Below are 12,545 nucleotides of genomic sequence, written 5' to 3'. Positions count from 1 at the left end.
CACGGCGCGAGAAGCATTCGACCTGCCGATATGACTCCCTGTGCATCAGGTCGTCGGTTTGAGTGACGAACGGCACAGAAGTCTTGAAGATCATTTTGGGTGTCCTCGCCTTGTCCGTCCCTTTGGCGCCGCCCTACGGTGCGAGAACCGCACTGATCAGGTCATTCACCAGGGGGAACCATGTCCGCAGCAGAGGCGCGCCCAGCCGCGCCCGCCCGCTCGGCGGCCGCCACGGCCATCGGCTGGACGCTCACCATCGGACTCAACGTCGTCGCACCCGTCCTCACCTTCGGGGCGCTCACCGACCGCGGCTGGAGCGACTTCACCGCGCTGCTCCTCAGCGGCGTCTGGCCGGTCCTCGACACCGTCGTCCATCTCGTCTGGCACCGGAAGACGGACGAGTTCGCCGTCGTCACCCTCTTCTTCCTCGCCCTCACCGCCGTCGTCTCGCTCGTCGGCACCCACTCGGCCCGGGCCCTGCTCGTCAAGGACTCGGCCGTCACCGGTCTCTTCGGCGTGCTCTGCCTGGCCACGCTGCTCGCCCCCAAGCCCCTGATGTTCTACTTCGGGCGCCGCTTCGCCACCGACGGCACCGCCGAGAGCCACGCCTGGTGGAACGGCCTCTGGCAGTACGAGGGCTTCCGCACCGCCATGCGCCGCATGACGATCGTCTGGGGCGTCGCCTACCTCGTCGAGGCCGCCGCCCGCGTCGGCCTCTCGTACACCCTCTCCGTCGAGGCGATGCTCGTCGCCAACCCGGTCCTCATCTACGGCACCCTCGGCCTGCTCGTCCTGTGGACCATCCGCACCGGCAAGCGCGGCCGCGCCGAGGGAGCCGCCCGGGCCGAAGCCGCCGCACGGGCCGCCGGGGCGCAGGCCTGACCCCCAGGGCGTCTCCAAGGAGGGCGGTCCCGCGCCTCAGCGCGCGGAACCGCCCCCGCCCGCCGCGCTCCGGGCCGCGCAGTCCAGCAACGTCGGCAACGCCGCCGCCAAAGCCTCCACCCCGTGCGCGTACGGCAGCCGCAGCCGGTCGCGGAAACCGTCCACCGGAGAGAACGCCGAACCCGGCACCACCGACACCCCGCGCCGCCGCGCCAACTGCGCCGTCGCCTCCGTGTCGGCCCCCGGCACCCGCACCCACAGCGCCGGGCCGCCCGCAGGCCGCGTCCACTCCCACCCCGGCGCCTCCGCGCGCAACAACGCCTCCGCCTCGGCGAGCCGCTCCCGCAGCACCGCGCGCCGCCGCGCCCGCGCCCCCGGCAGCTCCGCGAGCAGTCGCACCGCCACCAGCTGGTCCACCACCGAGCACGACAGGTCGACCGAGGTCTTGATCTTCGCAAGCCGGGCCACCACCTGCGGCGAGGACCGCACCCAGCCCACCCGAAGGCCGCCCCAGAACAGCTTCGACAAGGTGCCCACCGTCACCGTCGAGCCGCTCGGCAGCCCCGCCACCAGCGGCACCACCGCCTCGTCCCCGGCCAGCGAAAGCTCCGCGCACGCCGTGTCCTCCACCGTGAACAGGCCCAGCTCGCCGAGCACCCCGCGCCACTCCCGGCGCGCCCCCTCGTCCAGGCTCCGCCCCGTCGGGTTGTGCGCCGTCGGCTGGAGATAGACCAGCCGCGGCCGCACCGACCCGCACAGCCGCCGCAGCCACGCCGCGCCCGCCCCGCCGGCTCCGCCGGCTCCCTCAGGCCCCTCGCCGCCCACCGGCACCAGCCGCGCCCCGCGCGCCCGCAGCGCCTCCAGGGCGCCCCGGTACGTCGGGTCCTCCACCACCACCGTGTCACCCGGGTCCACCAGCGCCTGCGCCACCAGCCACACCGCCTGCTGCGAGCCCGCCGTCACCAGGATCTCCTCCGCGTCCGTCGGCACGCCCGCCGCCCGGTAGTAGGCGGCCACCCCCTCCCGCAGCTCCGGCAACCCGTACGGGTGGTAGCCGTCCGCCCCCAGGAGCGGCGCCACGTCCCCGGCCGTCAGCGCCGCCACCGCCTCCGCCACGTCGGCGAGCCCCGGCAGCGCCCCGCTCGACAGATCGGCCGTCCCCGCGCGGGCGTCGAAACTGGCGAGCCGCCCCTCCATGGGATGCCGGTCGAGCACCCCGGAACCACGCAGCCGCGAACCGCTGCCCCGCACGCTCTCCAGCCGCCCCTCACCCTCCAGGAGGCCGTACGCCGCCGTCACCGTGGACCGGCTCACCCCCAGCACCGCCGCCAGCTCCCGCTGCGAGGGCAGCACCGTGCCCGCCGGCACGTCCCCCCGCTCCACCAGCTCCCGCAGCGCGTCGGCGAGCAGCCGGGGCAACGGCCCCCGCGCCCCCGACGCCCAGCCGGTCAGCAGTCGGGACACACGCGTCGAGGGGATCCTGGCCATGCGTCCCATCTTGGCCACGGGGTGTCCGCGCAGGCCAATCGGCCCCGAGTGGTCGTTGCGGCGACCGGACACCGCACGGAGGATCGGTGACACCGCCACAGAAAGGGAGCGTGAGGGCATTGGCCACGGTGGTGCTGGTCGGGACACTGGACACCAAGGGGGAGGAGTACGCCTGGCTGCGGGAGCGGCTGCGCGAGTACGGGGCCGACGTCCTGCTCGTCGACACCGGCGTGCTGCCACCACCCGCGCACACCCCCGTCCCCGACATCCCCGCCGAGCTCGTCGCCCGCGCCGGCGGACACGAGCTGGCCGCCCTGCGCGCCGCGGGCGACCGGGGTGCCGCCGTCTCCGCCATGGCCGACGGACTCACCCGTGTCGTCCTCGACCTGCACCGCTCCGGCCGTGCCCACGCCGTGCTCGCCGCGGCCGGCAGCGGCGGCTCCGCCATCGCCGCCCAGGCCATGCGCGCCCTGCCCATCGGCGTGCCGAAGATCCTGGTCAGCACCATGGCGGGCGGCGACGTCTCGCCGTACGTCGACAGCAGCGACCTCACCATGATGTACAGCGTCGTCGACATCGCCGGGCTCAACTCCGTCTCCCGGCAGGTCCTCGGCAACGCCGCCGCGGCCGCCGCCGGCATGGCCCGCCGCCACGAACGCAACCAGGACCGGTCCGCCGGACGCGGCCGCAAGGTCGTCGCCGCCACCATGTTCGGCGTCACCACGCCCGCCGTGGACACCGCCCGCGCCCGGCTCGCCGAACACGGCTACGAAGTCCTGGTCTTCCACGCCACCGGCGCGGGCGGCCGCGCCGTCGAGAAGCTGGCCCGCGACGGCCTGCTCGACGGCGTCCTCGACCTCACCACCACCGAACTCGCCGACGAACTCGTCGGCGGCGTGCTCAGCGCCGGACCGCGCCGGCTGACCGCCGCGGGCGCCGCCGGCATCCCCCAGGTCGTCGCCCCCGGCGCGCTCGACATGGTCAACTTCGGGCCCGAGGCGAGCGTCCCCGAGCGCTTCGCCGGGCGCCGGCTCCTCGTCCACAACCCGACCGTCACCCTCATGCGCACCACCGGCGCCGAGATGGCCGAGCTCGGCGCCGCCATCGGCCGCAAGCTGTCCGCCGCCCGCGGCCCCGCCGAGGTGTTCTGGCCCCGCCGCGGCGTCTCCGCCGTCGACGTGACGGGCGGCCCGTTCGAGGACCCGGACGCCGACGCCGCCGGACTCGACGCGCTGCGCCGCGCCGTCGCGGGCGGCGGCGTGCGCATCCACGAGCTCGACGCCCACGTCAACGACGCCTCGTTCGCCGTCGCCATGGCCGACCGGCTGCACCAGCTCATCGGCGAGCACACGCCCCCGAGCCCGCCCCGGACCGCGACCGCGGCCCCGACCGCGTCCGGGAGGACCGCGTGAACCGTCAGGACGTACTCGCCAGGCTGCGCGCCCAGATCGCCCAGGGCAGGCCCATCGTGGGCGCCGGCGCGGGCACCGGACTCTCCGCCAAGTGCGCCGAGGCCGGCGGCGTCGACCTGCTCATCATCTACAACTCCGGCCGCTACCGGATGGCCGGCCGCGGCTCCCTCGCCGGGCTGCTGCCCTACGGGGACGCCAACGCCATCGTCAAGGACATGGCCCGCGAGGTCCTGCCCGTCGTCCGCGACACCCCCGTCCTCGCCGGGGTGTGCGGCACGGACCCCTTCCGCCGCATGGACCTCTTCCTCGACGAGCTCAAGGCCATGGGCTTCGCCGGGGTCCAGAACTTCCCCACCGTCGGCCTCTACGACGGCACCTTCCGGGTCAACCTGGAGGAGACCGGCATGGGCTACGGCCTGGAGGTCGACATGGTCCGCGCGGCGCGCGAACGCGACCTGCTCACCGCGCCGTACGTCTTCGACCCCGAGCAGGCCGCCGACATGACCCGCGCCGGGGCCGACGTCCTCGTCCCGCACGTGGGCCTCACCACGAAGGGCGCCATCGGCGCCGGGACCGCCCTCACCCTGGAGCGCGCGGCGCAGGCCGTGCAGGAGATGCACGATGCCGCCAAACGGGTGAACCCCGACGTCCTCGTGCTCTGCCACGGCGGTCCCATCGCCGAGCCCGAGGACGCCGCCTACGTCCTGGCGCACACCACCGGCGTCGTCGGCTTCTTCGGCGCCTCCTCGGTGGAACGGCTGCCCACCGAACGGGCCATCACCGAGCAGACGAGGGCCTTCAAGGCGCTGTCGCCCGGCCACTGACCCCAGGGGCGACGGCCCGGCTGTCAGAGGCGTGCCGTACAACGGGTGACGGGGAACCAAGTCCGTGGGGGACCGGTGATGAACACAAGCACAGGGGAGGGGAGCGTCGACCGCGCGCCCTTCGCCGGACGGCGAGCCGAACTCGCCCGCCTGGAAGAACTGCTGCGCTTCCCGGGGCGCCGCGGGTCCGACGCCCCGAAGGCCGTCGACATCACCGGCGAGCCCGGCGTGGGCAAGAGCCGCCTCCTCACCGAGCTCGCCGCCCGCGCCCGCCGGGCCGGCGTCACCGTCCTGCACGGCCGCGCCTCGGGCCGCGCGCACCCCATGCCGTTCGAGCTGTTCGCGGACGCCTTCGCGGACCTGGGCCCGGTCGGCGAGGAGTCCCGCGCACCGGACGCGGCCGACGCGGTACGCATCGCCTGCGGCGCGAGCCGCACCTCCCGCCCGGCCGACACGACCTCCCCCGCACCGGGCCGCCCCACCCGCCGCCCGAGCCGGAAGCCGGGCCGGGCGCCGTGGACGGTCCCCGACTTCCCGCCCGGGGGCGGTTCCGCCGCGTACGGGCCGGGCCCCGTCCACCCGTACGGGCCCGGGGCCTCCGCGTACGAGCCCGGATCGACCGGCCGCTCCCCGTACGGGCCCGACTCCTTCCCCTACGAGCTCCCGTACGGGTCCGACTCCGTCGGCCCCGGGGCGTACGGGATCATCGGGCCCTGGACGGGGACCGGGTACGCCGGGGCCGGCTCCTCCGGGCGGGACCCGTGGGGCGTGCCGCCGCAGGTCTGGCCGGAGCCGTACGGGATCTTCCGGCGGACCGCGGAAGCCCTGGCCCGGGTCGCCGAGCCCGCGCTGCTGCTCGTCCTCGACGACGTGCACCGGGCCGACCACGCCTCGCTCGACCTGCTCGACCACCTGCTGCGCCATCCCGTGGCCGCCCCCGTGCTCCTGGTGACGGCCCGTCGGGAGCAGCGCACCCCGCCCGCGCTCGCGGCCGCTCTCGCCCGGGGCGCCGAGGGCGGCACGCTCACCAGGATGGCGCTCGGTCCCCTTGGCGCGGCGGAGTGCGCGGACGGGCTCGCCCCCGGGCTGCCCCCGGACCGCGTGGCCGAACTGCACGCGGCCAGCGGCGGTAACCCGGCCTACTTCCTGGCGCTCGCGGGCGCCCGGGGCAGCGGCGGCGCGCTCGCCGTGCTCCTCGACGAGCTGGCACCGCTCGACCCCCCGGCCCGCGCGGTCGTCGACGCCGTCGCCCTGCTCGGGGAGGAGGCCCGCACCGACCTGCTGCCCGCCGTCACCGGCGCGAGCCGGGACGAACTCGTCCGGGCCGTACGGGACCTGGTGCGGCTCGACCTCGTCCGCCCGCACCCCGACGGACACACCCTGGAGCTGCGGCACCCGGCCCTCGCCCGGCTGGTGCACCGGTCCATGGACCCGCTGCGGCGCCGCGAGTACCACCGCCGCGCGGCCGAGGGCCTCGCCGGAGCGGGCGCGCCCGCCACCGCGCGCGCGGCGCACATCGAGCGCTATCTGAACCGCTGGGAGCCCGCCGCGGCCGCCGCCCTGGTGCGGGCCGCCGAGCTGACCGAGGCCACCGACCCCGCGCTCACCGCCCGCCGCCTCGCGGCCGTCCTCGACGTCCTGCCCGACGCCCCCGAACACCGTCAGGCCCGCGTCGAGCTGAAGCTGCGCCGGGCCCGCGCGCTCGGCCACGCCGGCCGGGTCGAGGAGAGCCGGGACCTGCTGCACCGGCTGCTCGCCCTGTGCGGGGAGGACGGACCGCCCCGCCGCACCGGCGCCCGGTGCCCCGCGACCACCGGCGAGGAGGAGCCCCGCAGCGCGGCCGTGCTCCTGTGCGCGTTCATGGAACGGCACCTGGGCCGCTACCGGGAGGCCGACGCCCTGATCCGCCGCGAGCTGCGCCGGGGCCCCGGCCCCCGCCCCTCGCTCCGGCTGCGGCTCGTCGTCGAATGGGGCTGCCGCGCCCTCTTCGAGGCCCGCTTCCCCGAGGTCCGCGCCGAACTCGCCGCCGTGCTTGCCGACGCCCGCGCGCGCGGGGACGAGCCCGGCACGCTCGGGGCGCTCACCCTCGGCGCCCTCGGCGAGGCGTACGAGGGCGAGACCGACGCCGCCCGCGCCCACGCGGAGGAGGCCGCCACCCTGGTCGACGCCATGACCGACGGCGAACTCACCGCGTACTGCGAAGCCCTGGTCCGGCTCGGCTGGAGCGAGATCTTCCTCGACGACCCCGCCGCGGCCGAGCGCCACACCACCCGGGGCATCGCCCTCGCCCGCCGCGCGGGACGCCCCTTCGCCCTCTCCCAACTGCTCCTGTGCGCCGCGTACGTCCAGTCCCTCACCGGCAGGGTCGACACCTCCCTCGGCCTCGCCGACGAGGCGATCTCCCTCGCCCGCACCCTGGGCGGCGCCGAGGTCCTCGGCTTCAGCCGCGCCATCAGGGCCACGATCCTGCTCCAGGCCAGGCCCCTGGGCGACCCCGGCGCCCTCGCCGCCGCCGAGGAGGCCGCCGCCACCGTCGGCACGGCCGGCGGCTGGTGGGGCACCCTCGCCCGCAGCCTGCTCGCCCAGGCGATCCCCGTCGCCACCGACCCGTACCGGGTACGGGACATCCTCCTCACCACGGGCGGCGGCCCCGCCCTGCCCAGGATCCAGCCCTCCGTACGGCCCGGATTCCTCGAACTCCTCGCCACCGCCTCGCTCGCCATCGGCGACCCCTCCGGCGCGCACCACGCGGCCCGGCGCGCCGAAGCCGAGGCCGAACGCCTGGACCTGCCCGTCCAGCGCGCCGCCGCCCTGCGCGCCCGCGCCCGGCTGCGCCTGCACGCGGGCGAACAGGCCGCGGCGGCGGAGCTGTTCGCCCGGTCGGCGCACGAGTACGCCCGCTCGGGCACCGGTCTGCGCGAGGCCCACACCCTGCTGCTCGGCGCCCCCGTGGCCCGGGCCGCCGGAGATCCCGCCGAGGCCGCCGCGATGTGGCGCCGCGCCCGGAGCCTGGCCACCGCCGGCGGCGCCCGCCTGCTCACCGACCTGGCCGACCGCACCCGCACCGCGGCCCTGGGCCCCGAACCGCCGGGCCCGGGCCCGGCGACGGACGCGGAAGGCCCGCTCGCCACGCTCACCCCCCGCGAGCGTGAGATCTCCGCCCTCGTCGCCGAAGGCCTCACCAACCAGGCCGTCGCCGACCGTCTGTGCCTCAGCCCCCGCACGGTCGAGAGCCATGTGGCCAGGGTCTACCGCAAGACCGGCGTGATGACCCGCGCGGGCCTCGCCTCCCTGGTGGCCCGAGCGACGGGCTGAGGCCGCGCCGCGAAGACCCCGCCCGCCCCCGGCCCGTAAGGGTCGGACCGCCCCCGTACGGGTCAGAAGGCCCCCGGCGCGCCCAGCAGCGCCTCGCACTCGGCGGCGACCACGGCCAGGGTGCCGTCGGGGTCGGGCAGGTCCTGCACACCGGCGTGGACCCGCCGGGCCCGCCCGTTGGCCGCGCCCGCCCGGCCGAGCCCCCACTCCAGGCGTACGGCGAGGAGCTCGCAGAGCCACAGGTCGGAGCGGGCGGCCTCGCCGCAGCTCCGCAGCGCGACGATGGCCCGCTCCGCCTCTTCGAGCGCCCGCTCGAAGAGGGCGACGAGCTCGGCGTACCGCTCGGCGGACTCCTCCTCCTCGAACGGCGCCGCCTCCGCCGCCTCCACGAGGAGATGCGCGAACTGCTGCCGGGTGGTGCCGAGTTCCGTGGTCCCGCGCATCCGCTCCTCGGCCGTCCCGGCCGCGGCGAGCGCCCGCTCGTTCTCCCGCAGCGCCTCCTCCATGACGACCTCGCCCGCGGCGGGACCCCACGCCTTCAGCGCCTCCCAGGCCCGGCCCCGCAGCGCGCGCACGGCCCCGATCGGGTCCCCGAGCGCCCGCCAGAGGTCGGCGGCCCGCTCGAAGGCCCGGGCGGACTCCTCCGGCAGGCCGGCCGTGGCCAGCGCCTCGGCCGCCTGCTGCGAGAGGACCGCGTGAGGGTGCCGGTCCGCCCAGTCGCCGGTCTCGGCGGCGGCCAGCGCGTACTGCTCGGCGGCCTGCCGCGGCTCGCCGAGCCCCGTCGCCGCGTGCGCCAGCCACACCCGGGCCTGGACCAGATCCGCCGGGTCGTGCCCGGTGCGCAGCTCCGGCAGGACGGCCTCCAGGACGGCGGCGCCCTCGTGGAACCGGCCGAGCGCGCAGTAGTGCCCGCCGAGCCGCAGTCGCACCAGGGCGCCGAGTCCGGCCCCCTCGCCCGCGGCCCCGGCGAAGAGGTCGGCGTCCACGAGCAGCGCCTCCGCCTCGGGCCCCGGACCCTCCAGACCGGTCACCGCCTGGGCGAGCGCCAGACAGAACCGGGCCCGGTCGCCCGGCCCGAGCAGCTCCGTGCGCGCCTCGTCGCCGAGCACCCCGCGCGCCACGGCCGCCGCCCGCTCGTGGTCCCGCACCGCCGACAGCAGGCTCGTGAGGAGGAGTTCGGCGGGCGTGGCGAGCCAGGGCCGCCCCGCCTCGTGATGGTCGGCGACGGCGGCCGTCGCCAGCCGCACGGCGGCCCGGGGATCCTCCGGCGCGGTGATCCGCGCGAGCAGTTCGACGGCGGACGCGATACGGCTCAGCAGCTCCTGGTCCGCCCGCCGGTCCCGCCCCTCCCGCGCCTCCTCGGCGAAGGCCAGCAGCCGGTGGACCTCCTCCCGTGCCCGAGCCGTGCCGTCGCCCGCCCCGAGCCCCGCCACGAGCGCCCGGCAGCGCAGCAGGAGCACGGTCGCCGTCTCGGCGGCGGTGGCCCGCCCGTCCGTGTGCAGGGCTCCGGCCCGTACGCACAGCTCGTCGAGCCCGGCCACCGAGGCGTCCGGCGCGACGATCAGCGCCCGCGCCCGCGACACCAGGGCCCGGCCCTCCCGCCCGGCCCGTGCGTGCAGGTCCGCCGCGCGGGCGAACAGCGCGGCCGCTTCGGCGCCGCCCGCGTCCGCGCGCTGGAGGGCGAGGGCCTCGGCGTCCAGGGCGTCGGCGCCGTCGGCGGGCGACAGGGCGCCGCCACGGGCCTCCACGGCGGTCCGGGCACGCCCCCAGGCCGCCCCGGCCGCAGGGTGGCCCACGGCGGTCGACGCCCGCGCGTGCGCGAGGAGTTCCGCGTCGGTCTCCACGGCACCGGCCGCCGCCGCGCTCTCGGGGACAGCCCCGACCCCTCCGCCGAACGACCGCCCCTCCCCGCCAAGACCCAGCGGCAGCGCGTCCAGCAGCGGCCGCGCCGTCATCCGGGCCCGCACCAGCGCGGACGTCCGGTCGTCGCCGTTGCGGGTGTCGAAGCGGGCCGCCTGGGTCAGCGCCTCCCGGGTCGCGTACGCGTGGAGCGTGGCGGCCGTCCACTCCGTGCCGGCGGGCCCCGGCACCGGGTGCTCGCCCCGGCCGAGCGCGACGAGCCGGCCCGTGAGCAGGGCCGCGCAGCTCAGCCAGTGGAGGTACGGTCCGACGTCCCCGCGCAGACCCCAGCGGGCGGACTGCTCGGCGAGGATCTCCAGGCCGCGCGGCTCGTTCCCGGTCAGCGCGCAGAACTCGACGTGCGCGGCGACGGCGACGGTGAGGCCGGTCTCCGTACGGGCCATGCGGTAGCCGCGCAGGTGGTGGGCGCGGGCCTCGTCGAGTCTGCCGAGGCGGACCAGGGGGAGCAGCGACAGCGCGAGCACGGCGTGCGGCTCGTGCATGCAGGCGGCGCGCCCGTCGAGCACGGGCCGCCACACGTCGAGGGCGCGGGCGTCCTCGCCCCGCTCGGTCTCCCACCGGCCGCGCTCGTGCAGCTCGCAGGCGGGGCAGTCGGCCATCTCGTCCCGTTCGGCGGCGAGCATCGCGGCCAGGGCGCGCTCGGCGCGCGGCCGGTCGCCCAGGTGCCGGGCGACCTCGAACTCCCGCGAGTGCACGGCCCGTTCGGAGTGTCCGGCGAGCCGGTAGCGGTGCCGCATCTCGGTCAGCCACCGCTCGATGGAGTCGAGCGGGATGTCCGGCTGGTCGAGCGCGCTGCCGCTGACCCACTTGAACATCCAGAACAGCTCGTGGGTGTCGTCCTCGTCGAAGTCCGCCGGATTCTGGTCCCACATCCGCAGCAGCCGCGCGAACGGCACGAACATCTTGTCGCCCTCCGCGCTGGAGGTGTACGCGACCGTCAGTCCCGTCAGGGCCTCGACGAGCAGCGGGCGGTCGCCCGTCGCCTCCGCCTCGGCGACCAGCCGCTCGGCGCGGGCGTTGCGGGCCGAGCCGTACGGCTCCTCGCCGTTGCGGTAGACGTCGTTGCGGATCTCGTCGAGGGGGCGGCGGGTCATCGGTGTTCTCCGGAGGGGCGTTCGGGGGCCGGGTCCGCCGCACGCTCCGTCCCGCCGGACCCCGTCCGCACGGACCGGTCGAGGAGGCCGAGGAAGGTGCGGTTGAGGAGGGCGTTGTCGGCGGGGCGCAGGGGGCGTTGGGCCATGAGGAGGGCTTGCCCGTAGAGGGCTTCGACGGCGGTGGCGGTGAGGGTGGGGTCGTCGAGGGCGGCGATGCGGCGGACGAGGGGGCTGTGGTGGTTGAGGACGAGGCGGCCGTCGAGCAGCAGCGCGGGCAGGGTGACCGGCCGGAAGGCGCGCAGGGCGACGTCGCAGCCGAGGGCGTCGAGCGTCGTGCGGGCGAGGGAGAGGAAGCCGGTGAGGGCGCGTTCGTGCGCGGGGGCGACGGCGTCCAGGCGGTCGGCGACGGTGCCGGCGTCGAGTTCGGCCACGGCCGTGCCCGGCCGCACCGACGGCAGGCGTTCCACGAGCGCGCAGTCGTAGGTGTGCCCGCCGTTGACGACGCCGATGCCCTGGGCGGCGGCGATGGCCGCGACCTGGCGGAACTCCTCGACGGTACGGGTGAAGTGGACGACCGGGTGGCGGCGGGCGAAGGCGTCCAGGGAGAGCTGTCCGTCGCTGGTCTCGAACGGCAGCCACGGCAGCATCGCGGCCAGGATCCCGTCGTCGTGCCGCGCCAGCGACCGCACGCCGAGGTGGTGGACGGCGAGGAGGCGGCGCAGGCGTTCGGGCTCACTCGCCGCGAGCTCCGCCAGCCAGTCGCGTACGGACCGGCCGAGGGCCTCGCGTACGGCGTCCAGCGTCTCGTCCTCGTAGAGGGACTCGCGGGAGGCGGTGGGGCGCAGGGTGTCGGTGTCCAGGACGCAGCGGACGAAGAAGGCCCAGTCCGGGAGCAGCCCGTCGGCCTTCTCCGTCAGGAGCATCCCCTTGAGGTGGACCCGGTGGCCCGCCCGGTGGGCGGGGCTGACCTGCGAGGGGAGGACGTGGGCGACCCCGCGCAGTCCGGCGAGCGGCACGTCGAGCTCGATGACGTCGAGGGGCGTGAAGCCCAGGGTCTCGCGGCAGTGCGCGGCCAGCGCCGCCCGGCGCGCCGCCGGACTCGGGTACGCGCGCTCCCACGGTGCCGGCAGGTCCGTGACCGGCTGGTCTCCGACGTGGATGGTGTGGGGGAGGAGGGAGCCGTAGTGGCGGGCGAGGGTGAGGACGCGGTCGTGGGTGAGCCAGTCGGTGGTGCCGGGGCGGGCGGTGAGGTGGACGGTGGTGCCGGGTTCGGGGTGGGCGGCCTGGTCGAGGGTGGTGACGGTGTAGGAGCCGTCGTCGTGGGCGCGCCATTCGACGGGGGGTGCGTCGGGGGTGCGGGCGGAGCGGGAGACGACGCGGATCTCGGCGGCGACGACGAAGCAGGCGAGCAGGCCGATGCCGAACTGGCCGAGGTATTCGGCGCGGGCGCCTTCGAGGCCGTGGGCGGGGTCCCGTTTGGAGCTGTTGCCGATGGTGGCGAGGAGGGTGTGGACATCGGTCTCGGTGAGGCCGATGCCGGTGTCGGTGATGCGCAGGGTGGTGCCGTCGGCGTCGATCCGGACCCGGGCGGGGGCGTCGGGGTCCAGGGC

7 protein-coding genes are annotated in these 12,545 nt (G+C 76.7%); 4 read left to right on the top strand and 3 right to left on the bottom strand.

Annotated elements, in window-relative coordinates; all coding sequences use genetic code 11:
- The first annotated feature begins 180 nt into the window (after positions 1–180).
- Positions 181–882: a VC0807 family protein gene (locus ABTZ54_RS21400; protein ID WP_351665522.1), complete on the top strand. Its 702-nt coding sequence runs from the start codon at positions 181–183 to the stop codon at positions 880–882.
- Positions 883–918: 36 nt separating this feature from the next.
- On the opposite strand, the gene ABTZ54_RS21395 is transcribed toward ABTZ54_RS21400, so the two are convergent.
- Positions 919–2,370 (bottom strand): aminotransferase-like domain-containing protein, encoded by a 1,452-nt coding sequence (locus ABTZ54_RS21395; protein WP_351665520.1) that lies wholly within the window; start codon positions 2,368–2,370, stop codon positions 919–921.
- A gap of 119 nt (positions 2,371–2,489) precedes the next feature.
- Here ABTZ54_RS21395 and ABTZ54_RS21390 point away from each other — a divergent pair, with 119 nt between their 5' ends.
- The 3 genes from ABTZ54_RS21390 to ABTZ54_RS21380 all read left to right on the top strand — a co-directional run bounded on the left by ABTZ54_RS21390 (position 2,490) and on the right by ABTZ54_RS21380 (position 7,921).
- Positions 2,490–3,782, top strand: coding sequence for a Tm-1-like ATP-binding domain-containing protein (locus ABTZ54_RS21390; protein WP_351665807.1), 1,293 nt, complete (start codon positions 2,490–2,492; stop codon positions 3,780–3,782).
- On the top strand, positions 3,779–4,606 hold the full coding sequence (locus ABTZ54_RS21385) for a phosphoenolpyruvate hydrolase family protein (RefSeq protein ID WP_351665518.1): 828 nt from the start codon (positions 3,779–3,781) through the stop codon (positions 4,604–4,606). The genes ABTZ54_RS21390 and ABTZ54_RS21385 overlap by 4 nt, the downstream gene beginning before the upstream one ends.
- Before the next feature lie 78 nt (positions 4,607–4,684).
- Entirely contained in the window at positions 4,685–7,921 is a 3,237-nt protein-coding gene (locus ABTZ54_RS21380) for an AAA family ATPase (protein ID WP_351665516.1), read from the top strand.
- 62 nt (positions 7,922–7,983) lie between these two features.
- On the opposite strand, the gene ABTZ54_RS21375 is transcribed toward ABTZ54_RS21380, so the two are convergent.
- Positions 7,984–10,935, bottom strand: a complete 2,952-nt coding sequence (locus ABTZ54_RS21375; RefSeq protein ID WP_351665514.1) for a tetratricopeptide repeat protein — start codon at positions 10,933–10,935, stop codon at positions 7,984–7,986.
- Positions 10,932–12,545: HSP90 family protein (locus ABTZ54_RS21370; RefSeq protein ID WP_351665506.1), on the bottom strand; the 1,614-nt coding region annotated here is incomplete at its 5' end. The genes ABTZ54_RS21375 and ABTZ54_RS21370, both read right to left, overlap by 4 nt.

The organism is Streptomyces sp. NPDC094032, from assembly GCF_040303965.1.
In the GTDB taxonomy this organism is placed as follows: Bacteria; Actinomycetota; Actinomycetes; order Streptomycetales; family Streptomycetaceae; genus Streptomyces.
The sequence above is the reverse complement of the archived record's forward strand: the minus strand, read 5'-3'. Positions and strand labels throughout refer to the sequence as shown.